The organism is Archangium lansingense, assembly GCF_026626635.1.
Lineage (GTDB): Bacteria > Myxococcota > Myxococcia > Myxococcales > Myxococcaceae > Archangium > Archangium lansingense.
The window spans coordinates 12,112,326-12,136,775 of sequence record NZ_JAPNKA010000001.1 but is presented as its reverse complement, the minus strand read 5'-3'; the positions used below and the strand labels follow the sequence as shown (position 1 = coordinate 12,136,775).

Annotated in this window: 16 protein-coding genes and 1 pseudogene; 11 read left to right on the top strand and 6 right to left on the bottom strand. The window is 66.8% G+C overall.

All coding sequences use genetic code 11. The annotated features are described in order from the left end of the window. Nucleotides 1-169: 169 nt before the first annotated feature. Genes OV287_RS48600 through OV287_RS48585 form a run of 4 tightly spaced genes read left to right on the top strand, consistent with a single transcriptional unit; the run spans nucleotide 170 to nucleotide 4,409 of the window. A complete protein-coding gene (locus OV287_RS48600) occupies nucleotides 170-1,399 on the top strand; it encodes an efflux RND transporter periplasmic adaptor subunit (protein WP_267540905.1) in 1,230 nt (409 codons plus the stop codon). Then, nucleotides 1,396-2,094 (top strand): ABC transporter ATP-binding protein, encoded by a 699-nt coding sequence (locus tag OV287_RS48595; RefSeq protein WP_267540904.1) that lies wholly within the window; start codon nucleotides 1,396-1,398, stop codon nucleotides 2,092-2,094. The genes OV287_RS48600 and OV287_RS48595 overlap by 4 nt, the downstream gene beginning before the upstream one ends. Then, a complete protein-coding gene (locus OV287_RS48590) occupies nucleotides 2,091-3,248 on the top strand; it encodes an ABC transporter permease (protein ID WP_267540903.1) in 1,158 nt (385 codons plus the stop codon). The genes OV287_RS48595 and OV287_RS48590 overlap by 4 nt, the downstream gene beginning before the upstream one ends. A 3-nt stretch (nucleotides 3,249-3,251) precedes the next feature. Then, the gene (locus OV287_RS48585) at nucleotides 3,252-4,409 is read left to right on the top strand and encodes an ABC transporter permease (RefSeq protein WP_267540902.1); all 1,158 of its coding nucleotides are present in this window, start codon (nucleotides 3,252-3,254) and stop codon (nucleotides 4,407-4,409) included. Between the two features lie 187 nt (nucleotides 4,410-4,596). On the opposite strand, the gene OV287_RS48580 is transcribed toward OV287_RS48585, so the two are convergent. The 5 genes and pseudogenes from OV287_RS48580 to OV287_RS48560 all read right to left on the bottom strand — a co-directional run bounded on the left by OV287_RS48580 (nucleotide 4,597) and on the right by OV287_RS48560 (nucleotide 9,745). Further along, entirely contained in the window at nucleotides 4,597-5,631 is a 1,035-nt protein-coding gene (locus OV287_RS48580) for a rod shape-determining protein (protein WP_267540901.1), read from the bottom strand. A 242-nt stretch (nucleotides 5,632-5,873) separates the two neighbouring features. Next, entirely contained in the window at nucleotides 5,874-6,437 is a 564-nt protein-coding gene (locus OV287_RS48575; RefSeq protein ID WP_444546336.1) for a putative ABC transporter permease, read from the bottom strand. Between the two features lie 135 nt (nucleotides 6,438-6,572). Further along, nucleotides 6,573-7,292, bottom strand: a complete 720-nt coding sequence (locus OV287_RS48570; protein WP_267540899.1) for a glycosyltransferase family 2 protein — start codon at nucleotides 7,290-7,292, stop codon at nucleotides 6,573-6,575. 108 nt (nucleotides 7,293-7,400) lie between these two features. Beyond that, entirely contained in the window at nucleotides 7,401-8,177 is a 777-nt protein-coding gene (locus OV287_RS48565; RefSeq protein ID WP_267540898.1) for a hypothetical protein, read from the bottom strand. 132 nt (nucleotides 8,178-8,309) lie between these two features. Further along, a pseudogene (locus OV287_RS48560) lies at nucleotides 8,310-9,745 on the bottom strand (pyridoxal phosphate-dependent decarboxylase family protein). 508 nt (nucleotides 9,746-10,253) lie between these two features. Here OV287_RS48560 and OV287_RS48555 point away from each other — a divergent pair. The 4 genes from OV287_RS48555 to dapE are packed head-to-tail and all read left to right on the top strand — an operon-like array spanning nucleotide 10,254 to nucleotide 13,627. Then, complete coding sequence (locus OV287_RS48555) at nucleotides 10,254-10,586, top strand: PRC-barrel domain containing protein (RefSeq protein ID WP_267540896.1); 333 nt, start codon at nucleotides 10,254-10,256, stop codon at nucleotides 10,584-10,586. A 42-nt stretch (nucleotides 10,587-10,628) separates the two neighbouring features. Beyond that, entirely contained in the window at nucleotides 10,629-11,453 is an 825-nt protein-coding gene (locus OV287_RS48550) for a 2,3,4,5-tetrahydropyridine-2,6-dicarboxylate N-succinyltransferase (protein ID WP_267540895.1), read from the top strand. Between the two features lie 9 nt (nucleotides 11,454-11,462). After that, entirely contained in the window at nucleotides 11,463-12,554 is a 1,092-nt protein-coding gene (locus OV287_RS48545; protein WP_267540894.1) for a methyltransferase, read from the top strand. Next, nucleotides 12,551-13,627 carry a succinyl-diaminopimelate desuccinylase gene (gene dapE / locus OV287_RS48540; protein ID WP_267540893.1) on the top strand — a complete coding sequence of 359 codons (1,077 nt, stop codon included), beginning with the start codon at nucleotides 12,551-12,553 and terminating at the stop codon, nucleotides 13,625-13,627. Before OV287_RS48545 ends, dapE begins: the two co-directional genes overlap by 4 nt. Before the next feature lie 30 nt (nucleotides 13,628-13,657). On the opposite strand, the gene OV287_RS48535 is transcribed toward dapE, so the two are convergent. Next, nucleotides 13,658-15,565: a hypothetical protein gene (locus tag OV287_RS48535; protein WP_267540892.1), complete on the bottom strand. Its 1,908-nt coding sequence runs from the start codon at nucleotides 15,563-15,565 to the stop codon at nucleotides 13,658-13,660. Nucleotides 15,566-15,858: 293 nt separating this feature from the next. Here OV287_RS48535 and OV287_RS48530 point away from each other — a divergent pair, with 293 nt between their 5' ends. The 3 genes from OV287_RS48530 to OV287_RS48520 are packed head-to-tail and all read left to right on the top strand — an operon-like array spanning nucleotide 15,859 to nucleotide 24,400. Next, nucleotides 15,859-16,998 (top strand): SH3 domain-containing protein, encoded by a 1,140-nt coding sequence (locus tag OV287_RS48530; protein ID WP_267540891.1) that lies wholly within the window; start codon nucleotides 15,859-15,861, stop codon nucleotides 16,996-16,998. A 24-nt stretch (nucleotides 16,999-17,022) separates the two neighbouring features. Then, nucleotides 17,023-21,909 carry a hypothetical protein gene (locus OV287_RS48525; RefSeq protein ID WP_267540890.1) on the top strand — a complete coding sequence of 1,629 codons (4,887 nt, stop codon included), beginning with the start codon at nucleotides 17,023-17,025 and terminating at the stop codon, nucleotides 21,907-21,909. Nucleotide 21,910: 1 nt separating this feature from the next. After that, nucleotides 21,911-24,400 carry a hypothetical protein gene (locus OV287_RS48520; RefSeq protein WP_267540889.1) on the top strand — a complete coding sequence of 830 codons (2,490 nt, stop codon included), beginning with the start codon at nucleotides 21,911-21,913 and terminating at the stop codon, nucleotides 24,398-24,400. Nucleotides 24,401-24,450: the final 50 nt, after the last annotated feature.

Genomic DNA, 24,450 nt, shown 5'->3' with positions numbered 1-24,450 from the left:
AACATCTCGAGCGATCCTCACTCCCAGGCACTCGCTCCCTCCTGAAGGGAGCGGGAGGCGCCCATGCTCCTTGGTGGAGGAGCACACGGGCGGCCACAGCGCCGGGTCACGTCAGGGGCCGCCACCTACCTTCTCTCCCGAGGGCTCATGACGCACGGGGGAGACGCGCATGGCGGAGGCCCAGGCCTCAAGGTTGGCATCGCTCAAGATTGACCGCACAGCTCGCCCCCGGCGGAAGCTCCTGCGCCGGTGGCCGCTCTGGGTGGGGCTTGCTGTCGTGCTCGCCCTGGTGGTGGGGGCCGCAGTGGTGGGTCGTGCCCCCAGCGTGCGTGTGGCCGAGGTGCGAGAAGCACGACCCGGCGAGCAGCAGACCGAGCTGTCCGCGGCTGGCTATGTGTCCTCGCGCCGTCGCTCCATCATCGCGCCCCAGGTGGCGGGACGATTGGTGGAGGTGGCGGTAGAAGAAGGCGACGCGGTGAAGAAGGGGCAGGTGCTCGCCCGCCTGGATGACCGGGATGCGCGGGTAGGGGCTGCGCGTATTCGTGCGGAGCTCCAGGCCGCCAGCCAACGGCTCGTCGCTGCCCAGGCCACGGCGACACGGGCGCGGAGCGATCTGGCGCGTGCGGAGCGGTTGGCACGGGCCCAGGTCATCACTCGGGCCAGTCTGGAGGAGGCACAGGCCCTGGCGAGGGCCTCGTCTGCCGAGGAGCATGCAGCCAGTGCCCAGCTCGCCGCGGCGCGGGAGGCAGCCCAGGCGGCGGAGCTGCAGCTCTCGCATACGGTGGTGCGGGCGCCTTTCGCGGGCACAGTGGTTCGCAAGTTGGCGGACGAGGGGGCCGTGCTCGCGCCAGCCGCGCTCGAGCAGGAGAACATCGGCGGCATCGTCGAACTGGTGGACTTGGGGGCGCTGGAGGTGGAGGCCGAGGTCAGCGAGGAGCAGTTGCCGCGCATCGAGCTGGGGCAGCCCGCACTCGTCTTCCTGGATGCATACCCAGACCAGGCCTTCGCCGCGAAGGTGCGCTCGGTGCGTCCAGCCATTGACCGCTCCAAGGCCACGGCGGACGTGAACGTGGAGTTCGAAGAGATTCCCCCGGGGGTGCTGCCGGACATGGGCGCGAGGGTGGCCTTCCTGAAGGAGGCGCTGCCGCCAGAGGCGCTCGTGGAGAAGGACGCGGCGCTGCGGGTACCAGCCTCGGCGGTGGTGCAGAACGGCGGGGAGTCGGTGGTGTGGGTGGTGCAGGACGGGAAGGTGAAGCGCGAGCCAGTACAGGTCGCGGAGAAGGTGGGGGACGAGATGGCCCTGGCCCAGGGCCCGGAGCCGGGGACACAGGTGGTGGTGTCGCCCAATGGCACGCTGCGTCCGGGACGCAAGGTGAAGGTGCGGACGGAGGGCGGATGAGCACTGCGCCCGTGCAAGAGGCGAGGTCTCCCTTCATCCGGCTGCGGGGAGTCTCCAAGGCCTACCAGCGGGGCGACATCGTCGTGCCCGTGCTGGAGGGGGTGAACCTGGATATCGAGACGGGGGCCTTCGAGGCCTTCATGGGCCCGTCCGGCTCGGGCAAGTCCACGCTGCTCAACCTCATCTCGGGGTTGGACCGGCCCTCCACGGGGGTGGTGGAGGTGGGCGGGAGGGACCTGGCGCGGATGAGCGACAAGGAGCTGTCGGACTGGCGCGCGGGGCACGTGGGCTTTGTCTTCCAGCTGTACAACCTGCTGCCGGTGCTCACGGCGGCGGAGAACGTGGAACTGCCGCTGCTGCTCACGCCGCTCTCCCGCTCCGAGCGCCGTGAGCACGTGGCGGCCGCGCTGGAGGTGGTGGGCCTGGGGCACCGCATGGGGCACCGGCCGCCGCAGCTGTCCGGAGGCGAGCAGCAGCGGGTGGCCATCGCCCGGGCCATCGTCACGGACCCGGACCTGCTCATCGCGGACGAGCCTACGGGAGACCTGGACCGCAAGTCGGCCGAGCAGGTGTTGGACCTCTTCGAGGTGCTGCACCACGAGTTGCACAAGACGCTCGTCATGGTGACGCACGACCCGCACGCCGCCGAGCGCGCGGACCTGGTGCGGCACCTGGAGAAGGGGCTGCTGCAATGACGTTCGGGCGGCTCATCTGGAAGGACCTGCTGCGCAACCCCCTGCGGTTGGCGCTCACGGTGCTGGCGGGGGCGGTGGGGGTGATGGCCTTCATCTTCCTGCGCACGGTGGTGGACCTCTTCTATATGAGCGCGGAGTCGGCACAGGCGGACCGGCTCTTCACTCGTGCCAAGGCCTCCATCACGGCGGACCTGCCGCTGTCTTACCTGCCACGCATCTCCACCGTGCCAGGGGTGGACGACATCACCTTCTACGGCTTCTTCGGCGGGCGGTACGGTGAGTCCCAGCGCGACTTCTTCGGCTCGGCCTTCGTGGACCCGCCTTCGTTCATGCGCGTGTTCGATGAGCTGATGGTGCCGCCGCAGCAGGTGGCGGCCTTCCAGGCGGACCCGTGTGGCGCGCTCATCGGCAAGGACCTGGCGAAGCGCTACGGATGGAAGGCAGGAGACCGGGTGACGCTCAAGGGCACCATCTACCCGGGCGAGTGGACCTTCAACGTGCGGGGCATCTACGACGTGCGGACGGGGACGCTGGACACCAACTCGCTCTTCTTTCCCTTCCGCTGCCTCAACGAGAAGCTGCCGGACGAGCGAAAGGACCGGGTGGGGGCCTTCATGATTCGCGTGGAGGACCCGTCGCGCTCGGCGGCGGTGGCCTCGGCGGTGGACGCCATGTTCACCAACAGCCCCTACCCGACGCGCACGGAGAGCGAGCGCGCGGCCACGCTGGGTTTCATCTCCATGCTGTCGGCCATCATCACCGCGGTGCAGGTGGTGGCCACCGTCATCCTGCTCATCATCCTGCTGGTCATCGGCAATACGCTGGCCATGAGCGTGCGCGAGCGCACGAGAGACCTGTCCACGCTGCGAGCCATGGGCTTCAAGAGCGGGCGGGTGGTGATGCTCGTGCTCTTCGAGTCCCTGGCCATTGGCCTGGCGTCGGCGGGGCTGGGGGTGCTCCTCGCGCCGCCGCTCATCCGAGGCTTCATCTCGGTGGTGGGCTCACAGCTCGGCGTGCCCGCGAACTTCATGCGGGAGAGCACGCTGGTGCTCGGGGCGCTGGCGGCGGTGGGGGTGGCGCTGCTGGCCGGGGCCATCCCCGCGGTGCGCGCGGTGCGCATTCCCGTGGCCGAGGGGTTGAGGAAGGTGGCCTGAGCGATGATTCCCCTCTACTACAACACGCGCAGCCTCTGGGCGCGGCGGCTGTCCACGGGGCTCACCGTGCTGGGCCTGGGGCTCGTCGTCTTCGTCTTCTCGGCGGTGCTGATGCTGGCCAACGGAATCGAGTCCGCGCTCGCCTCGGGAGGAGACCCGCGCAACGTCGTCCTCCTGGCCGAGGGGGCCACCAGCGAGCTGATGAGCAACGTGGAGCGGGACGCGCTGCGCGCCCTGGGCAGCGCCCCGCAGGTGGCCTCCTCGGTGGAGGGGAATCCCCTGGTGGCGGGCGAGCTGGTGGTGCCGGTGCTGCTCCCGCGAGGAGATGGGAAGGAGTCGAACATCAACGCTCGGGGCATCGGCCCGGAGAGCTTCGCCATCCGGCCCACGGTGCGGCTCATCGCCGGCCGGGAGCCCCGGATGGGCACCAACGAGATTGCGCTGGGCGAGGCGCTGGTAGGCCGCTCGCCAGGGGCGCACTTGGGAGGGGAGCTGGTGTTCGCCGAGGAGCGCTGGCCGGTGGTGGGCGTGTTCACCGCCGAGGGCGGGGCCTACGAGTCCGAGCTGTGGGTGGACGTCAATCGGCTGGGGGCTGCCTTCGAGCGGCCGGGGCTGAGCGCTGTGGTGGTGCGCACGGGCTCGGAGCAGGCGCGCGACGCCTTCATCAAGGGAGTGGAGGCGGATCCACGCTTCACGCTCGAGGCGAAGTCGGAGCCCGAGTACTGGGCAGAGCAGGCAACGTGGCTGGCCACCTTCATCCGGGTGCTCGGCCTGTTCGTGTCCTTTATCTTCAGCGTGGGCGCGGTGCTGGGGGCGATGATCACCATGTACGCGCAGGTGGCGGCGCGCATCGGCGAGCTGGGGATGCTGCGGGCGGTGGGCTACCGGCGCCGGAGCGTGCTGGCGAGCATCCTCATCGAATCCGCGGTACTGGGAGCGGCGGGAGGCGTGCTGGGAGCACTGGGGGCGCTGGCCACGAGGTGGATGGAGATCCGGACGCTCAACTTCCAGACATTCGCCGAGGTGCGCTTCGGCTTCACACCGACGCCGGGAATCGTGGTGGCGGCGATCGTCTTCGGAACGTTGATGGGCACACTGGGCGGACTGCTGCCCGCCCTGCGCGCCTCACGGCTGTCCATCCTGGATGCCTTGAGAGCTTGAATCCCCTCAACATCCCCTCTCCCCTCGGGAGAGGGTCAGGGTGAGGGTGCCCGGATCCGTACTCCAACCCATGTGACGAGGGCTCCCTGCGATCCAACTCGGGGCTCGAGATACCCTCACCCCGTCCCTCTCCCGGAGGGAGAGGGGATATTGAGGGAGAGTGAGGGGAAGGGGCGCGGTCGACTGCTCAGCCCGGCGTGGCGACCTGGCGGAGGATGTCGAGCGACTCGAGCGCCTTGCCCGCGCCCATCACGACGGCGGACAGCGGATCCTCGGCGAGGAACACCGGCAGACCCGTCTCCTCGCGCAGCAGCGTGTCCAGGTTCTTCAGCAGCGCGCCACCACCGGCCAGCACGATGCCGCGGTCGGCGATGTCACCGGCCAGCTCTGGCGGCGTGCGCTCCAGCGTCAGCTTCACCGCCTCGACGATGCCGTTGACGGGCTCGCTCAGTGCGTCACGCACCTCGTCGCTGCTCACCGTCAACGTGCGCGGCACGCCGGCCACCAGGTCGCGACCCTTGATCTCCATGGTCATGACCTCTTCGGTGGGGTACGCCGTACCGATGCCCATCTTGATGAGCTCGGCCGTGCGCTCGCCGATGAGCAGGTTGTACTTGCGCTTGACGTACTGGATGATCGCCTCGTCCAGCTTGTCGCCACCGATGCGCACGCTCTTGGCGAACACGATGCCGGCGAGGCTGATGACCGCGACGTCGGAGGTACCACCACCGATGTCCACAATCATGTTGCCGCTGGGCTCCGTGACGGGCAGGCCGGCGCCGATGGCCGCGGCCATCGGCTGCTCGATGAGGTAGACCTCGCGGGCACCGGCATTGGCGGCGGCCTCGCGCACCGCGCGGCGCTCCACCTCGGTGATGCCCGAGGGGATGCCGATGACGATGCGCGGGCTGACGAGCGACTTACGATTGTGCGCCGTCTGGATGAAGTAGCGGAGCATCGCCGCGGTGATCTCGAAGTCGGCGATAACGCCGTCCTTCATGGGGCGGATGGCCACGATGTTGCCCGGCGTGCGGCCGAGCATCTCCTTGGCCTCCTTGCCCACGGCGAGCACTTTCTTGCCGCCGCGCGCGTCCTGTTGGACGGCCACCACGGAGGGTTCGTTGGAGACGATTCCCTGACCGCGGATGTAGATGAGCGTGTTGGCCGTGCCCAGGTCGATGGCGAGGTCACGCGAGAAAAGAGTGTGGAGCCAGTCGAACATACGGGGGCGGAAACTTTCAAAGGTGCGGCGTCATTTCCCTGCACCAACAGGGAGTGCGCGGCAACCTACTACGCAGGGCCCGATGCAGGAAGAAAAGCCAACTGTCAAGGGCAGGGCCCGGCCGGAGAGCGTCCGGCCCACGACGTCTCCTGTTCTTTCCCTCCATCACCCCTTTCCCCCTCTGAGAGCAGGTCCGGGGTGAAGGGTCTTCCCTCCTGAAGGGCCTGGTTCCCTGTCTCCTTTCAAGGGCTGGGGTGGAGCTCGCTCTCCTCGGCGAGGAGGAAGGTGTCCGCCGCTTCCCCGGCCTCCTGCTCGGTGGAGACGGGGGCGAAGTGCTGGGGCTCGGCCACGGTGCCGTTCTCCACGGCATGGCGGTACTCGGGCGTCTGGCGCAGGGCCTCGCTGGTGACGCGCAGGAAGGCCTCTCGCACGGGCTCGAAGAGCAGGCCGGCGACGTACCAGAAGGGGGCGTAGTCCAGGCGGATGAGCCCCTTGACGCTCCAGCCCTTGTCCTCGTAGTCCCAGGGGCAGCGGCCGAGCGCCCGGCGCAGCAGCCAGCCGGTGGCGTACTCGGCGCCGAAGATGACGGCGGTGTAGGCGAGCGCGCGCACGGGCCGGGGCAGGAAGCGCAGCCGGTCATGGAGGAACTCCAGCCCCAGCGCGGTGGCCCCATAGATGGGGTGCATCCAGAGGTACGTCTTCGCCGTACCATGCGAGTCCCGCTGGACGAGGGCCGCGCTCATGCCGGTGAAGCACACCTCCATCACCCAGCCAGCACACCCGTAGAGGAGGAATCGCGGTAGCACGCCGGGAAGCTAGGGACCGGCGGCCCAAAGGGCACCTGGAGGCAGGAGGGCGGGGAAGCGGCCGCCGGGTGGACGGGGGCTCCCCTGGGGGAATGGGGAGGTGTCAGCTGTTGGACAGCCTGGTGCCCCGGAACCTCAGCGTTTGATGGCGTACTTGCCGATGGCGTAGAGGGCCCGGACGCCGTCCTTCCAGCCGATCTTCTTGCCCTCCTCGTAGGTGCGCCCGTGGTAGCTGATGGGCACCTCGAAGACGCGCCAACCGCCGCGGGCCACCTTGGCGGTGATTTCGGGCTCGATGCCGAAGCGGTCCTCCTCGATGTGCACCGACCGGATGACCTCGGCCCGGAAGGCCTTGTAGCAGGTCTCCATGTCGGTGAGGTTCAGGTTGCTGGTCATGTTGGACAGCATCGTGAGGAGGTTGTTCAGCACCGAGTGCCAGAAGTAGAGGACGCGCCGGGGCGTGCCGGTGAAGCGGCTGCCGAAGACGACGTCCGCGTCCCCATCGATGATGGGCTGGAGGACGCGGGGAATCTCCCGCGGGTCGTACTCGAGGTCCGCGTCCTGGACGATGACGATATCCCCGGTGGACTCGGTAAAGCCGCGGCGCAGGGCCGCGCCCTTGCCCTGGTTCTTCTCCTGGAAGAGGACGCGCACCTCGTTGCGGTTCTTCGGGGTGCCGCCGATGGCGGACAGGCCCTCGCTGGCCAGACGCTGGAGCAGCTCGCGGCTTCCGTCGCGGGAGCAGTCGTCCACGATGACGAGCTCCTTCGGGAAGTCCACCGCAATGACGCGGCGGAGGAGCTCAGCGAGGGTGGAGATCTCGTTGTAGACGGGGATGACGACCGAGACGAGCATGGCGGAGCGGGCTCTATCCGATTTCCGCGCCCCGCGCGACTCTTCGGTGCAGGGGCCTGGGGACCCAGGGGGAAGGGCCCCAGGCAGGCCCTCACGTCCTCGGGAGGGTCACTCCGCCCAGGTGAGCACTTCCACCATGCGCACGAAGCGCCGGTCGTTGCTGACGGCGGCTACCACGAAGCCGGCCGACTCGCCCGGACCGCCCCGGCCCATGGAGCGCCAGCTCGAGATGTAGAGCCGCTGGCCAGTGCCCGATACCTGGGTGATGTACGCCACCGCTCCATTGACCTCGGCCGCGGTCGGCGTGCCCGAGTACGTGCGCTGCTGCAGCCGGGTGCGGAGCTCGGCCTCGGTGATGGGCGCGAAGAAGTACCCATAGTCGTAGTGGCTGCCGAAGGCCCACCCGTACGTCTCCGTCAGCGTCACCTGATTGGCCACGCCCTCGCCGTAGGGGATGGAGCCCTCCTGGATGCGCGAGGCGCTGGCGAGCGGTCCGCTCGCGCCGTACAGCTGGGCCGGCGTGCCCGATACCGCGTCCATGCTCAGCGGCGCCCCGTAGTCCGCCGCGTCGTTCAGCTCGTAGAAGTCGTTGAGGTACTTCTTCGCATCGTTCGTCAGGCCCGTGAGGAAGGTGGCATTGCCCACCTTGGTGGACAGGTGGGCGCGCTCCGTGGCGTCCACCCAGGAGTCCCAGGCGAAGGCGTCGAGCGCACCCACCATCTCCGGGCGGGTGACCGTCGAGCCACTGGGGCTGGTGCTTGTGCGCGCCGCCGTCATCTTCGAGTCGAAGAGGGCGATGTTCGCGGCGCTGTCCGCCAGGGCGGCCGGAGCGGCCAGCAGCACCAGACCGCCGAAAAGGGACTTGAGAGAAGAGGTGGGCTTCATGGAGGAGGCCTCGCGAAGGCCGGGGAGCGGCCTATGGGGTGAAACTTCGTCGCGGCTCCTACTACCATCCGTGATATCAGTTCCAGCATAAAATTCCTGTTTCACTGATTTCGCGGGGTTGTAACAGGAGGCTCAGACAGCCCGGCGCAGGGCGTTCAGGAGGGCGTCCAGGTCCTCATCGGTGGTGAGCGGATTGATGACGGTGGTGCGCAGCCACACGCGCCCGCCGAGCGTCGTCTGCACCAGGTAGAAGTCCCCGCTCGTGACGAGCGACTCGCGCAGGCGCACCTGGAGCGCGTCGAGTTCGGAGGTGGGGATGCCCTGGGGGGTGTGGCGGAAGCAGACGATGTTGCAGTCGGGAGAGACGGCCAGCTCGAAGTCGCCGGAGGACTGGAGTCGCTCGGCGAAGCGGCGGGACAGGTCAAAGGTGTCGGTGACGGAGTCCGCGAAGAGCTTCGTGCCCAGGGTGCTGAGGCAGGTGTACAGCTTGAGGGCCATCATCTCCTTGGTGCACTCGAGGGTGCGCAGCGCCACGTCGCTCCAGCGCCGTGTGTCCTGGCCGTTGAAGAGGTAGGAGGCCTCTTGCGCGAAGGCCTCGAAGGAGCGGTGGCTCTCGCGGAAGAGCACGGCGGTGATGAGCGCCGGCATCATCATCAGCTTGTGCGCGTCCCACACCACCGAGTCGGCACGCTCGATGCCCTTTACCTGGTGGCGATAGCGGGGGCTGAGTGCGGCCGAGGCGCCGTGGGCCCCATCCACGTGGAACCAGAGGTCATGCTTCGCGCAGAAGTCGGCCACGGCGTCGAGGGCGTCGAATGCGCCGGTGGCGGTGGAGCCGGCGCTGGCCACCACGGCGATGGGACGGCGGCCGGCGCGCTTCGCGGCGGCGAGTGCCTCCTCCAACGCCTCGGGACGCAGCCGGTAGCGCGCGTCCACGGGGACGGGGGTGACACCTTCGGAGCCCCAGCCCATCATCCGCACGGAGCGGGCGATGCAGTAGTGAGTGGACTCGGGGACGAGCACGGTGAGGGGAGGCCCAGCGGTAGGGCCGCCGTTCCACGCATCGAAGCCGGCCTTGGCCTGACGCGCGGCGAGCAGGGCGGTGAGGTTGCCGGCGGAGCCGCCCGAGGTGAGGACGCCGCCGGAGCCCTCGGGCAGGCCGAGCACTCCAGCCATCCAGCCACCACGTTGTGCTCCATGGCGGTGGAGATGGGCCCCATCTCGTAGACGGCCATGCCGTTGTTGAGGAGCGAGGAGACGAGGTCGCACAAAGCGGCCAGGGGCAGGGGGGCGGACACCTGGTGGCCCACGTAGTGCGGGTGGTGCAGGTGGTGCGACCCCTCGATGACGCGCGCGAGGAGGGCGGAGGCGTCGCCAGTCGGCTCCTCGGGGAAGTTCGCGGGGAAACGCTCGAGGTGGGCCGCGGGCGGGGCCCAGGGCAGGACGGGGCCCTCGCGACGGGTGGTGCGGGCGAGGTGGTCGGCGAGCTGGTCCACCAGTTGGTGTCCGAGGCGGCGGAAGTGCTCGGGGTCGTAGGCGGCGGCGAGGTTCGGACGGTGGGGAGCCATGGACGGCTGCATGCCGCTCGCCTACCTCTGCGTCAATCAACATCAGGAGGGAGCGGACAGGGGAACGGGTGTCCTGCTTGCACGCTCCTCGTGGTTCGGTATTTCAATGGCTACACACCAGGGAGGCGCACCCTTCGCGCCCCCATCCCGAGGAGACCCGCCATGGCGTCCCGCATCACCATCACGTTCTGTAGTGCTTGAGGCTACAGGCCTCGGGCCGCCCGTGCGGCGGCCGCACTGAAGAAGGAGCTGAACCTGGACGCGGAGCTGAAGGTCGGTCCTTCCGGCAGCTTCATCGTGGATGTGGATGGCACCCCGGTAGTGACGAAGGAGTCCTTCGCCTTCCCCACCGAGCAGCAGATTGTCGAGGCGGTGGCCAAGGTGGTGGGTGGCCCCTCCACCCCCGCAGGCTCCTAGGGCGCGGGCAGGCGGCCGGGGGCCTGGCTCCCGGCGCCGTGCTCCCCGGTGGGAGACCCGGGCCTCACCTTGAGCGAGTGGAGGTGAGGCCATGGGTGTGGAGTGGTTGGAGTCCCCCTTCGAGCGGCGCTCGATTCAGCACGGGATGAAGCTGCGTGACCAGGACGGGAAGGTCCTGGGGAAGGTGGCGTGCATCGGGGAGACGGTGCTGTTTATGCGCCAGCGCTTCTCCCGCAAGGTGTGGGCGGTGCCCCTGGCGCGAGTGGAGCGGGTGGCAGGCAAGGGGGTGTACGTGGCGGGGCGGGGGCGCGAGGCCCTGGAGCCCGAGGCGGGCCGGCTGCACACGGAGATTGTCACGGCCATCTACCCGCTGGCGGAGCCTCCGCACACGGCAATGGCGACGGAGCGGCACGCGCATGCATGAGGATGATGCGCCAGGTAGCGTTTCGTGCTTGAAGGAGCGGCCATGTCCTCCATCGAGAATCTGTCGCAGAAGGTATCCGCGGCCTTCGCGGACCGAGCGAAGCTGAAGGAAGCGGGGTACGTCGCGGCGGTGCGCGAGACGCTAGCGCTGCTGGATGCGGGTGAAGTGCGAGTGGCGGAGAAGGGGCCCGAGGGCTGGAAGGTCAATGCCTGGGTGAAGGAGGCCATCCTCCTGTTCTTCGGCATCTCGGACATGAAGGTGATGGAGGTGGAGCCCTTCGAGTTCTTCGACAAGATTCCGTTGAAGAAGGGGCTGGAGGCGGCCGGGGTGCGAGTGGTGCCGCCGGGCGTGGTGCGCTACGGGGCGTTCGTGGAGCGCGGCGCGGTGGTGATGCCTGGCTACGTGAACATCGGGGCGCGGGTGGGCTCGGGGACGATGGTGGACACGTGGGCCACGGTGGGGAGCTGCGCGCAGGTGGGGCGTGACGTGCACCTGTCGGGCGGCGTGGGACTGGGCGGGGTGCTCGAGCCGCCTACCGCCTCGCCGGTCATCATCGAGGACAGGGCCTTCATCGGCAGCCGCTGCATCGTGGTGGAGGGCGTGGTGGTGGAAGAGGAGGCGGTGCTGGGCGCCAACGTGGTGCTGACGGCGTCCACGCCCATCATCGACGTCACTGGACCGGAGGAGAAGGTCTACAAGGGCCGGGTGCCGGCGCGCAGCGTGGTGATTCCGGGCATGAAGGAGAAGCAGTTCCCCGCGGGTCGCTACATGGTGCCGTGCGCGCTCATCATCGGGCAGCGCAAGGAGAGCACCGACAAGAAGACGAGCCTCAACGCGGCGCTGCGCGACTTCGCCGTGCCGGTGTAGACCCCGCGCATGGATCCGTTCACCTGGCGCTCGGAGAGTGGGGAGCCCGCTCCATCGCGGCTCTCCCCTGTTGATGACCGGCTCACCGCGGATGCCGCCCTGAAACGGGTCCGGCGCGGCGAGCACCTGCTCTACACAGGCGACTTTCACAACGCAAAGCAGCTCCTGGGCGCCATGGGCCGCCGCCTCCCTCCACCCCGGGCGGCGCGCTCGCCCCTGGAGGCCTTCCGGACCGAGCGCCGCGCACGTCAGCTGGAGCACGAGACGCTCTCGCGCATCGTGGTGGCGCTCGACCGCTCCTACCGGCTGGAGCTGAAGCGGGCGCCCGATGTTGCCGAGGCCTGCCTCCAGGTGTGGGGCGAGCCCGACGCTGACAGGACCGTGGTCTCCCTGAAGACGTTGCTCGGCATGCTCGGAGCTGCCGAGTGGCGGCGCAAGGGCCTGGACGTGCCTGGCCTCGAGGGCAAGCTCCATCCGCACTACGGCGTGTATCTGCCTACGCGCACGGACTACGTCGAGCTGCTCCTGTCCGTCAAAGACGTGCGCGGCAAGAAGGTGTTCGACGTAGGCACGGGCACGGGCGTGCTCTCGTTCCTGCTGCTTCAGCGCGGAGCCGCCTCGGTGACGGCGACCGATATTGATTCGCGAGCGGTGGCCTGTGCCCGGGAGAACGCCGAGCGGCTGGGCCTGTCGAAGCGCTTCGAGGTCATGGAAGGCGACCTCTTTCCTCCCGGCAAGGCGGACCTCATCGTGAGCAATCCGCCGTGGATTCCCGAGCCACCGAAGAACCGGGTGGACCGCGCGGTGTTCGACGAGGAGAACCGCTTCCTGCTCGGCTTCCTCGAAGGACTGGCTGGGCACCTCAACCCGGGGGGCGAGGGGTTGCTGTTGCTCTCAGACCTCGCCGTGTTGCTGGAGCTGCGTGCCGCGGACTGGCTCGATCAGGAGCTCGCGCGGTACGGGCTCGTCGTGAAGTGGAAGCGGTCGGCCCCGGCGCGTCACTCGAAGGCCAAGGACAAGTCCGACCCCCTCCACGCGGCGCGCTCCCGAGAGATCACCACCCTCTACGGGCTCGTGCCCGCCCCGAGAGGAACACCATGAGCGATCTCGCCACCCGTCTCGCGCAATCCACCCTGGCCTTGTGCCGCATTGCCAGCCCCATCGGGGAGGAGCGGGCCCTCGCTGACCATGTGGAGCGCTGGGCTCACACGCACTTCCCGCAGCGAGAGGTCTTCCGACTGGGACACTCGCTGGTGCTGGGGAGCCTCCAGGACTCGAGGCCCACGGTGGCGTTGGTGGGGCACCTGGACACGGTGCCGGCGCACCCGAACGACCGCGAGCCTCGGATTGAAGGCGAGCGCGTCTTCGGTCTGGGCTCCTCGGACATGAAGGGTGGGCTGGCGGTGATGATGGCGCTGGCGGAGGACCTGCCGCGCGCCGAGCTGCCGGTGAACCTGGTGGTGGTGCTCTACGAGCGGGAGGAGGGCCCTTACCTGGAGAGCGGGCTGGGGCCGCTGTTCGACACGCGCCCGGAGTTGAAGCGGGTGAGGTTCGGCATCGCGATGGAGCCGACGGACGGGGTGGTGCAGGTGGGGTGCGTGGGGAGCCTGCACGTGACGCTGAGGTTCAAGGGGCGCAGCGCACACTCGGCGAGGCCATGGCAGGGGGAGAACGCCATCCACAAGGCAGGGCCGCTGCTCGCGAAGCTGCTGGCGCTGCCGAGGCGCGAGGTGATGTACGGCGAGTTCGCCTTCTACGAGGTGATGAACATCACGAAGGCCTCGGGAGGACGAGCGCGCAACGTGATACCGGAGGCGTTCGAGCTGAACCTGAACTACCGGTTCGCACCGGGGAAGACGGTGGTGCAGGCGCAGGAGGATGTGCGGGAGTTGGTGGGGGACGTCGCGGAGGTGGAGTTCACGGACCTGGCGCCGAGCGGCCGGGTGTGCGCGGACAACCCGTTGTTCCAGCAGCTCATGAAGCTGACGGGGCTGCCGGCGGCGTCGAAGCAGGCGTGGACGGACGTGGCGCGCTTCTCGGAGCTCGGGGTGGACGCGGTGAACTTCGGGCCCGGGGAGACGGCGCAGGCGCATCAAGCGAACGAGAGCGCGCCGATTCCCGCGCTGGCGGTGGCCTACGAGAAGCTGGCGACGTTCCTGAAGCAGGCCCGCTGAGCCCGTGTCCGCCCCCGCTTCGCCACCGCGTCACTCGGTCGCGGAGTGGAGGTCCGGCTCGTCCGGGCAACCGTCGAGGTTCGGGGCGAAGGTGTACGGCATCATCCCGTACCGCGTCTCGATCTCTTTCGAGACCTCCTGGTGGTCGTTCGAGTAGACCTTGCTCAGGACGTCCATTTCGCTCTCGCGCACGAAGGGCAACGGGTAGTTCTTGTCGCCCTCGGAGTCCTCCAGGAAGCGAACGGTCATGAGGGCATCGCCTTCATGAAGGGGCTTCAGCCAGGACAGGGCCTCTCCACTCCGTGGCCACTCGAGCTGGACGGCCTCGCGCTTGTCGCTCGACACCCCCGAAGCCCAGTAGCGCCCGTCCTGACATACCCATTTCATGTGGTAGGACTGGCTGAGGATGTACAGCGGGAGTCCGTTCCGGGCCGAGGCCGGTGTCGCCGCGTAGCGCACGCGCAGGTAGGGCCCGTCCGGGAATGCCTCCGAGAGCCGCTCCCAGAGCCGCTCCTCCTGGCGCCGCCGCTTCGCTTCGCTGGCCCTTTCAGCACGGAAGTCCGGGGTCTCACCTTCGTAGTCTTCCGCGCCAGCGCAGAAGGCGCAGTCCTCCGGGGTGCGGTCGTAGATGAGGCAGGCGTTCTGAGGACCCTGCTTCGGCTTCGCCTGGTCGATCTCGGAGACCTTCAGCATCTCGGCCTGGGTCCGGTCCCCGCGGCAGCCGAAGAGGTAGGTGAGTTCCACGGCCATGTCGTCGAGCCGCCTGAGCCGCATCGCCGCATGGGCCGCCACCTTGTACTGCTGAGCCTTCAGCGCGAAGGCCAGCAGCGCCTCCTCCGCTCGGGCTCGCTCGAGGGACCTCTCCGGCTCAGCCTGCGCCACACCCATCATGAGCCGGACCGCCTGACGCGAGTCCTCCGCCTGCATGTGCAATTTCAGGTGGCGCTCCAATCGCTCCCGTTCCTCTGGCCAGGGCTTGAGCATGCCCGACCGCAGGTACCCGGTGAGCACACGGGGTTTGCCCAGGTCGGCCAGGGTGGGCTCCGGAGGGGGTTCCTGTCCGCTCGAGTCCGTGGAGACGCCAGCGTCGTCTGGCGCGCCAGGTGAAGAGGTGCCGAGCTCGCGCAGGTTCCCGTCGTCCACCCGCGCGACCCGGAGCCAGTCCTGCCCGAGCTCGAGGATCCGCAGCGGCTCACCCTTCTCCAACGGCGGTCCGCTCGGCGCCTTCGGATCAGGGGTTTCTCGCAGTCCGTCGATCACCCCATCCGAGATGTACTCCGGGTACAGGTACCAGATATCGCCCACCGTCAGTTCATCCGCATTCTTCGGCCCCTGTCCTGGCGCGAGCTTCTCCGCCATCGTCTCGAGGTCGATGGCGGAGTGGAGGCGCTCCCTCCGGATGACCGCCTGAATCTCCAGGGGTTCGATACGAGAGGGGTCGAGTCTGGAGGCCAGCTCCAGGTACCGAGATGCGCTCTCGACCTTCAGCGTGCCGAGCGCATTCAGCGCCTCGTTCCAGGCCTCGTCGAAAGTGAATGGCTCGGCGCGCAGATCGCTCTCGCGCAGGTAGCCATCCATCTGCTGCACGGTGCTGTCCGAGTTGGAGCTTGAAACAAAGATGAAGCCATTCTGGCTCTTGGCCGCATCCACCTGGACTCGTGTTCCGAGGCGGGTCTGGTCCGCCCACTTGTAGGAATCGGGCCTCGGCTCGGAATAGAGCCTGGCCCAGGGGGATGCCACGTAGAGCACGCGAGGGGATGGGGGACGCGCGGCTTCCTGGGGAGCGGGAATAGGAGGTGCGGTTTCCGGGCTCTGGGTCTTCACCGGGGCCGCCTGGGGCTCCGGCGCTGCCCCGGAGCTTGCTCGGTGGATTCCGTATCCCACGCCCAGCAGCACTACCACCGCCAGCACGACCAGACCCGCCTGCGTCTTCTTCAATCCGTGCTCCCTCGAAGTAGATGGGAGCCTACCATGTGCCGAAACCTGCCCGGCCGCGGGTGCGGACCTCCGGGCGCACACCTCTGGCCGCGGTCATGTGCCCATGAATCTGGCGACTCCTCGGCCGTCCAGGCGCTTGAAGCCGGCATCGATACAGTCAAGTTCCACCTCCTCTGAAAACCCAATGAGTCCGGGCACTTGCGGGTGGCAGTAGGGGGGCGGCTTCGTGGACAACTTCCGATAGCCCGTGCCATCGTCGGTTCTCATTCGGCTGTCATTCAGGACCATCGAAGATGCAAACGCTTCTGATCTCCCTCCTGCTCGCCACGGCTGCTGCCGACACCGGGGAGCAACGGGTCTACGTCCTCGGCTCCTCCATCAACCTCCGTAAGGAGCCCTCCACGGAGGCAGAGATTCTGGAGAAGCTCCAGATCGGCACGGAGTGCCGGGTCACCGAGAAGCTCGAGGGACAGTGGCTGAAGGTCCTCTGCGGCGAGAAGGGCGGCTACGCGTCCGCGTCCATGCTGGGGCCGGAGAAGCCCTCAGCCGAGAAGCTCGCGGCCGAGGCGCGGGACACGAAGCTCCCGCTCAAGCAGCGCGAGGAGAGCGCGTTGCGCGCCGCGACCCTCTCCCCCGAGGACACCGAGCTGCAGAAGCTGCTGGGGAACCTCTTCTTCGAGCGGAACCTCGAGCTGGCCGCTGGCATCAAGAAGCCGGCGGTGCGCAGGACGTTCCAATATACGTGCTTCAATCAGAGTGACAGCTCGTGCATCGCGGTTGCCGCCGGAGCCGGAGTGAAGGATGTGAAGAGCCGGGCGGACATCAAGGGGAACCTGTTCGTAGTGGCCTTCGGAAATGCCGAGCGCGTGGTCGTCTATCGCGGCAAATACCAGCTCGACAAGAAGACCCAGGTGTTGAAGGGGGAGGTACTCGATCAGGCCGGCTTCTCCACGACCCCGGTGATGGAGAAAGCGCTCTTCTTCGGGATCGAGATGGGCCGTTCCGACCGATGGGACCTGGCTCTCGGTCAATTCGTTCTGGACGAGGCCTCCTACGCCTTCTTGGACGAGCTACCCAGGGAGTGGGCTGTTCTGGAGCGCAGCACATCAGGTCTCTGGAAGGCGCAGTGGGATGACTGCCTGAAGAGGCCGTATTTGTTGAAGTTCGTTCCCGACATTCACGGCCGTTGGCTGTTGATCATCGAGAACGTGGGCATGGACGCGGGGATCAAATCACGCTGGATCTCCGCCGTGTCGAAGCGTGGAAGCGAACTCGAGTTGACGCTCGAAGAGGACGCTGTTGGTACGACGCGCGAGGTGTTCAAGCTGCCCGAAGGGCGTGGCGACATCGGATACCTGGGGGACAAGGCGTATTCCTTCAAGCTCAATAGGTATCCCGAGGTGCATCACGCTTGCATTCAAGGCGGTCCGTAGACCGAAGTCTTTTGAGGGGGGGTCATGAGCAAGATCAGCAGGTATTGGCCAGACTGGAAGTACGAGCTGCCGGAAAAGCTGCTTGCCTCGCTGGATGAATATCACATCCTCAAGGTTCCGCTCCTCGGGCAGCACTACCCGGGAGGTCCACCGGACTGGTGCGGGCGAACGTCATGCGCCATGGCGTTCAACTACTACCAGCTCGTGCAGGGCGGTGATTTCGAGTCGAAATTCATCACGCATTGGGACGGGGGACAGCAGGGCCGGTTCGTGGATCTCCGCTTCCCGGGCGGTCAGAGGGCCTTCCACAAGAAGCCCACCGAGGGCCCTTACGGCATCAACCTCGATGGGTATTGGGTCTCGGATCCTGGCTACAAGAAGGGCGATGTCTCGCAAGTCTTGGCGCCGACCGAACTCCAATTCCAGAAGATGGAGTTCAGCGCATCCCACCTGTTGGGCTTCTCCTTCGGCGTGGTGCTGCCCTATGACCTGCCCAATCGCAAGGAGCAGGCGGCCCGGATCGCGAACACCCCCTCCCTCATCGAGTCGAGACTCGCGACCATCCTCGAGGCCGTCTCCTCCAACAACCCGGTCATCTTCTACTCCGGGTTCTCCATGCGGAAGGACGCGCCGATCCACCTCATCCTCATCACCGGCTATGCCTACCTGAAGGATGACACGGGCCGGCACCTCTGGCTCGCGGTGGCCGATCCCGCCACCCATGAGAAGAAGATCAATGCGGGCATGTATTGCGTGCCGTCGCCGAAGACGAAGCACGATCTGGATGCGCTCTCCCAGCTCAGCGGAAAGCACAACATGATTCGTGTGATTACCGGAACCTGGGACGCGGCCACGGCCTCGTTGGTGTTGATCCGGGCCCGGAAGCTCTTCGAGGAGAACACCCTCAGCAGCGTCCGCGACGACCTGTACATGGATTACAACGGGCCCAACAAAGGCGGGGCTTTCATCTATTCACACCGCCAGACGCCCGCTCCTCCCGAGTGCGTCTTCACCAATGTGTCGCACTCCGTCAGCTATCCCATGGATGGCCGGAAGGAGCGCTACCGCCCCGTCAACGGCTACGCGATGACGGAGGAGGCCGCCAAGGGTCTCTTCCCCCTGGGCAGCCAGCGCAATCTCCACTCGGGCGTCCACCTGGAGCTCGCCAGCTTCTCGCAGACGGCTCCGTCGCAGGCGAACCCTCGGGAGGTGCGCTGCCTCGCGCCGGGCTACATCGTCGCCGTCCGGTTGGCGAACGCCCTTCCTGAATCCAAGCAGGAACCGGCCACGGGGGATGCCACCGCGAAGACGAACGAGTCCGGTCAGGCCGCGAAGAAGGGGCTCGAAGCGAACCAGCTGTCCAAGGAGTTCGCGGGGAATCACAACGCCTTCATCCTGGTTCGCCACGATGTCGAAGAGCTCGTTCCGAAGAAGGAGCAGGAGCAGGCACAGGAGCAGTCGCCGAAGCGCTTCACCTTCTACAGCCTCTACATGCATCTGGTTCCCCCGGACTGGAAGAAGGCGGGGACGTACCAGGATGTGGGCTGGCTCAAGACCCTCGCGCGTCGCGATGGCTCCCTGTCCGTGCTCGATCCACGGCACGAGGCCTTCCAGCAGGTCCGGTGGATCCAGGGCCCTCTGGAGGGCGCTGACGCCCAGGCCAGCACCGGCACGAAGGAAGAGGCTGACCTCGTCACGAAGAAGGGCGGCACCTTCTCCACGATCGGGTCGGACCTCTCCAAGCCCCAGTCGTTCCAGCTCGGCGAGGAGGGGGACTACATCCGTGCGGTCTTCAAGAAGCCGGAGAGCGACCTGGCCGAGCTTCACGAGGCCCTCGTCGGAGGGGAGATCGTCACCCTGTGCCATCCCTACCTCAAGGTCCGGGCTGGCGAGCTGCTCGGCTATCTCGACGACAAGAGCGAGGCGGTGGGTGATGGCTTCCTGCACTGGGAGGTTCTCGCGCCCAGTGAGCCGGGCCAGCTCGAACAGCTCCTCCGGTTCGCGGAGGAGAAGCTCGGGCTGTCGAGCGGCGGCAAGCCCTTCTTCGAGGTCTTCGAGGAGAAGGAGCAGAACAACTATTTCGATCCCCCCGCCGCCCAGTCCGGCTCCGACAGCAAGGGCGAGCTCGAGTCCCTGCTGAAGCTCGCGCCCGTGCTGGAGCAACTGGGGGACGATGAGAAGCGGCTGCTCGCCGCCTTCCAGGACACCTACAATCAGGGCCTGCTCCAACGGCTCCTGGGTTCATCCCGGGCGCTTCCGTTCTATGCGCCCAAGTCCGAGGACAAGCCCGCGGAAGAGAAGGTTCTCAGCTACCCCGTCGACGTCGTCCTCGAGAACTTCAAGAACTGCCTGCCCTCGGGGTCCTACAAGCTCAGGTTCACCTTCGAGCCTTCCTCCTGCCCCCCGCAGGAGGTCGAGTACGACGGGAAGAAGACCCAGGTCCGCATCTACGTGCCCGCCCAGGCGCGGAAGATCTTCGTGCAGCCCGTGACACAGGGGAGCCTCTTCCTGCAGACCGGGGGCGCTCCGAGCAAGGACGAGAGCCTGAAGCGGGATGTCGAGCACTTCAAGGCCTTGACCTCCGTTCGTTGGCGCAACGTCGTCCTGCGGCACCTCAATGATTGGAGCCCCGAGAGCATCGTGAAGCAGGTGATGGAGCACCTGAAGACCCGCCCGGAGATGGTGCTCGGCTCGGACGTCCTGGACTCCACGGACGAGCAGGGGGCGAAGGAGATCATCCAGAAGTACGCGGATGCCATCGGCTGGTGGGCGAACAAGGAGAAGCCGGTGCTGGGCCCCAAGGGCGAGGAGAAGCCCTTGTTCGCGGACAACCCGGACGGCGAGCAGCTGCCCAAGAGCACCCTGCTCGACAACCCACACCCCGTCACCTTCGCCTGGCTCCTGATGCTGCTGACCCGGCACAACTTCGTCCAGTTCGCCGACGTGCCGCTCTGGCATTCGGAGGAGCTGAAGAAGATCGCCGCGGTGGGTTGGTTGCCGGCGCGCGAGCAGTATGAGCCCCGTCGAGTGGGTGAGCTCCTCCACGTCGGCGCGGTGCAGCGGGGCCATGGCAAGGAGAAGGTGGACCTGCACGTCCTGTCCTCGAACCCCCCGGACTGGCGGCTCGAGATCGCCTCGGGGACGTTCAACGAAGGGGTGTTTGCCCAGCCTGTGGAAGTGCCCGGCTGGGGCGAGTGGAGCCTCGATGAGCGCGATGCGAAGGGGATCGGCGGGCTGAAGATCCAGGGGCTCGAGCCAGCCCTGCTGAATACCTCCAGAGCATCGGAGAACGGCTCTCAACCCATCGTGCCTGATGCGGCGCTGATCAGCGGGAAGGATGGAACCTTCTCCTGGCGGATCGCGTTCCGGGCCAATTGCCCGAGGCTACTCCGCGGCTGGATCCTCATCCGCAAGTGGAAGGGCAAGGTGTCCGACGCGCTTCCAACGGATGCCGCTGCCTTCGAGACCGTCGGGGTGGCGATTCCCGTCGTCGCGCGGGAGGACAAGGCCCTCAAGGAGGAGGCCGGCTTCGCGGTCATCGATGGCTTCATCAAGAAGGGCAACATCAAGAACGTCAGCTCCTACGTCACGCAGCACTTCACGTATAAGGAGTTCCTCGATGCGGCCAAGGGTCAGAAGCTCGCCGCTGGTGCCGAGCCGCTGATCTCCTGGGACCTGGTCGAGGCGGTGGAGCGCATCCGGAGTGGGTATGCGGCACGTCAGGCCGTGTCACTGCTCGGCCTCTCCGAGGATGGGCTCTCCATCCAGCTTCGGGCCGCCAACCCGGAGAAGCTGCGTGAGGTCGTGGCCAGGGCGAAGGATGACGGCTGGATCGACGATGCCGAGGAAGCGGGGAAGGGCGAGGTCCGCATCCGGGTGAAGGCGCCGAGAGAGAGCCGCCACCCCGGCGAGCTGGTGGTCGAGTTCGATGCGAACGAGGCCTTCACCGAGCTCCGCAAGGAGTTCACCCATGAGGAGCTGTTGGCTGTGCAGTTCGGGTGCTTCTTCCCGAATGGAGGGAGCGCGCAGGATGGACGGCTGCTCCCGTCGGACACGCTCGGCAATCGGTACGAGTCCGTCATGCTGGAGGAGCTGAAGAAGCAAGCCCGGGGGGGATACCTGGAGCACTGGTCGACGGGAATCTCGGATGTGCTGCACAGCCCCATGTTCGGACAGCCGGAGGTCCGGCTCACCAGCAAGGGCGCCCAGGTCTGCGTGCCGCTCCTGGGGGGGAACGAGAGCTTCTGGAAGGCGGCCCAACCGAGCATCAGCTTCGGGAGCGAGGCACTCGACAAGAAGGCGAAATCAGCCATCCTGCCCAATCCAATGCGCGTCGTGCGGACGTTGGATTTCAACAACAAGGAGTTGAAGGGCAAGCAACTCGCAATCTCGGCCTTCGTGAAGAAGAAGGACGTGCCCTTGAAGATCGAGCGCATCGACGTCCAACGCTCAGAGGAAATTGGCTACGACATGGAGCCTGGCGCCGAGCTCCAGGCGGAGCCGTCGCTCTCAGACCCGTTCCTCCTGGCTGTCTCCGTATCGACGAACGCGGTTCCCGCAAGCAGGGGATTCAAGCTCGAGATCACCACGCCCTCAGGGACGTTGCTGGCCCTTCCGAAGGACTGCATCTCCTACGAGTTGCGGCGCAAGGGCGGGGGCGGCGTGACGGACTCGAGGGGAGTCTTCCGCGCCAAGGTGGATGTGAGCGACATCGCCGAGGCGCTCAAGGACGGCAAGACGTACAAGGTCCGCGCCGTGCCCCTGGACAAGGCGGATGAGGCGCTGGCCTGCGACAAGGAGTTCCCCATTCCCGAGCCTCTCCAGCAGCAGGCGCCGGAGGACACGATGGGTGATTTCCGCGGCATGTGGCCCGAGGGCCGAGGGGTGTTCACGGCGAGGGGGATGAACTGACATGACGACCGAAGCACAGGTGGCTCCTCCTCTCGAAGTGCGGCTCGAGCCGGGCGCCGAGGGCGTCATCCGCCTGGTGGCCGTGGCCCCCATCACCCTCAAGCTCTCCCTCTCCATGGAGGATGTCCGGCAAGAGGGGCGTCTCTACAAGGTCAAGCTGCGCGGCACCCAGAAGAACCTGCCCAGGGACGCGACGTGCCGCGTGGTGATCTCCGCGAAGTCGCTCGGAGAGCCCGTGCAATCCGAGCTTGGTGCGATCCCCATGCAGATCAACGGGGAGTCCTGCACTGTCGACCTGGAACTCGACACCTTCGCATCGGGTTTGTTCGGGGACGGGAAGGCCCAGTTCTCCGTCATCCCGGACTTCCCGTTCGTGACCCCATGCACCGTCTCCGGTCTGATGGAGTTCAACAACCCGCTGGATGTCACGGGAGCCACTCCCGACAAGGTCCTCCTCGGCAGCTTGCTGAAGCTCACGCCCGTGTTCAGCCAGAAATTCAAGGAGGCGAAACTCAAGCTCTCCGTCTTCCACGGTGGAGCGATCGAGTCGGGCAGGGCCTCCGACTCCCTGGCCTGGTCCATCTTCGAGTGGACCCTGGAAGACGATGACACGAAGGAGTGGCGCGTTGGCTGCGCGGAGAGCGGCGGCGAGTATCTGCTGACCTATCTCGACAAGCACCAGGACGAGTACAGCTTCGATCTCCGGCTCGAGGTAGTCCAGGAGACCGACGGGCAGGAGGTGAGCTATCTCGTCTGGGAAAAGAAGAAGGCCGTCTCGTTCCCGAAGCCCAAGCTGACGAGCTTCGAGGTTGGCTCTGGAAGCGCGCTCGCGAAGGTGGAGAACATCGATCCGGGCTTCCGCCTGCCGCTCGAGCTGACGCTCTGGCAATACGGGCTCCATCAGCTCGATCCCGTTGTCCGGACCCTGCTGATGAATCCCATCTCGCGGCCCGCGTTGGCGCAGGCGTCGTCCTCGGAGTATTTCTGGGAGTTGGTCCTGCCCAGCCTGGGGATGTCGCAGGTGCAGCTCTTCGCCTTGTTGCGGATCCCCAAGACGCTGTCGGGAACCGATACCTACGTGCCCGTCAGCGCGGTGATGGACTACGACGCGTCCAAGTTCCTCACCTTCGATGACGACCAGCTCTGGCTCGAGCCGCCTCCGAAGAAGGGGACCAAGCAGTCCAAGCAGAAGAAGACGCCCAAGGACCTGGCGACGGCGATTGCTTCCCAGGAGCTGAAGGACACTCCGACGAGGTCCCCCCACTTCGGGTCGATCTCGACAGGGGTGCGTGACAACAACCTGCTCGTGTCCATCAAGCTCGTGGGGGATCGCGGTTACTGGAAGGCCGCCGAGCCCACCTTTTCCCTCTACGACGAGACCGGTCAGAGCGAGCTCGCGAAGCTCACCGTCAAGCCCTCGGAGCAGAATCCCCGGTACCTCGAGGCGCTCGTCCCTCTGGAGGACCCGAACCTGTTTGGCAAGAAGGTGCGCATCCGCGGCCAGGTCACCAAGCCGGATGCGAACCTCTGGGATGAGCTGGTCGCGGCGCCGCCGGCGTTCTCCGTCTCCTACGAGGGCGTTCCCCGGTGGTTGGACAAGCCGACGCTGCGCTTCGTGGACCTCACCGACGCCACGTCCTATGTGCAGGTGCGATGCCAGGTTCAGCACGTCCCGAACGGAAAGAATGGCAGCACGCTCGGGTTCCGCCTCTATGAGCGCTTCGTGGGCATCGAGAAGCCCATCCTGCTCGCGCAGGTGCCCTTCCGGTACGACGTCCCCAAGGGGGCTGGAGGCCAATGCGACTCCCAGGGGCGGTTGGTGGCTCGTATCACGGACCAGGAGGTGGTCCGGAAGCTGAAGGGCCAGGGCAAGTACATGCTCGAAGCCTGCGTGCTGGACAAGGACGGGAAGGTCTTGTCCACCGAGGTAGCCTCCAGCTTCAAGGAGCTCGACGGGTCGCCGCGGAGGATCGAAGGCACGATGGTCTGGGGCTCGAAGGTGTCAGAGGAATTCAGGAAGAAGGTGGTGATCATCTGCGACCTCCTGAAGATCAAGCCGGATGACCTGATGGCCTGCATGGCCTTCGAGACGGGAGGGACGTTCTCGGCCAGCAAGCAGAACAACGCGGGCGGCCGGGCGTATGGACTCATCCAGTTCACCCCCAGTGGTACGGAAGGCCTTGGGAAGACGGTGGATGAACTGAAGGTGATGACCGAGATCGAGCAGCTCGACTACGTCTACAAGTACATGGCCCGCTGCATCTCGAAGAAGGGGCCGCTCACGACCCGGAGCGACATCTACATGGCCATCATCTGTCCCGAGGCCGTGGGGCAGCCGGAGACCTACACGTGCTACTCGCAGGCGGGCAGTCCGCGCGCGTACGGGGAGAACAAGGGGCTCGATTGGGGGAAGAAGGGGTACATCACCAAGGCGGACGCGACGGTGCCCGTAGACAAGTACTTCCAGGACGGTCAGCTCTACCGGCTGTGAAGGGGGCAGGGGACGACCGTTCGCCCCTGACTCGCGACCGTTCGCTCTCC

Bases quoted from the DNA above. Each gene is read 5' to 3' on its own strand.
- OV287_RS48545 (WP_267540894.1), top strand. From the start codon at position 11,463: ATGGATCCGTTCACCTGGCGCTCGGAGAGTGGGGAGCCCGCTCCATCG.
- OV287_RS48595 (WP_267540904.1), top strand. From the start codon at position 1,396: ATGAGCACTGCGCCCGTGCAAGAGGCGAGGTCTCCCTTCATCCGGCTG.
- OV287_RS48520 (WP_267540889.1), top strand. From the start codon at position 21,911: ATGACGACCGAAGCACAGGTGGCTCCTCCTCTCGAAGTGCGGCTCGAG.
- OV287_RS48570 (WP_267540899.1), bottom strand. From the start codon at position 7,292: ATGCTCGTCTCGGTCGTCATCCCCGTCTACAACGAGATCTCCACCCTC.
- OV287_RS48550 (WP_267540895.1), top strand. From the start codon at position 10,629: ATGTCCTCCATCGAGAATCTGTCGCAGAAGGTATCCGCGGCCTTCGCG.
- OV287_RS48525 (WP_267540890.1), top strand. From the start codon at position 17,023: ATGAGCAAGATCAGCAGGTATTGGCCAGACTGGAAGTACGAGCTGCCG.
- OV287_RS48590 (WP_267540903.1), top strand. From the start codon at position 2,091: ATGACGTTCGGGCGGCTCATCTGGAAGGACCTGCTGCGCAACCCCCTG.
- dapE (WP_267540893.1), top strand. From the start codon at position 12,551: ATGAGCGATCTCGCCACCCGTCTCGCGCAATCCACCCTGGCCTTGTGC.
- OV287_RS48585 (WP_267540902.1), top strand. From the start codon at position 3,252: ATGATTCCCCTCTACTACAACACGCGCAGCCTCTGGGCGCGGCGGCTG.
- OV287_RS48565 (WP_267540898.1), bottom strand. From the start codon at position 8,177: ATGAAGCCCACCTCTTCTCTCAAGTCCCTTTTCGGCGGTCTGGTGCTG.
- OV287_RS48580 (WP_267540901.1), bottom strand. From the start codon at position 5,631: ATGTTCGACTGGCTCCACACTCTTTTCTCGCGTGACCTCGCCATCGAC.
- OV287_RS48600 (WP_267540905.1), top strand. From the start codon at position 170: ATGGCGGAGGCCCAGGCCTCAAGGTTGGCATCGCTCAAGATTGACCGC.
- OV287_RS48555 (WP_267540896.1), top strand. From the start codon at position 10,254: ATGGGTGTGGAGTGGTTGGAGTCCCCCTTCGAGCGGCGCTCGATTCAG.
- OV287_RS48530 (WP_267540891.1), top strand. From the start codon at position 15,859: ATGCAAACGCTTCTGATCTCCCTCCTGCTCGCCACGGCTGCTGCCGAC.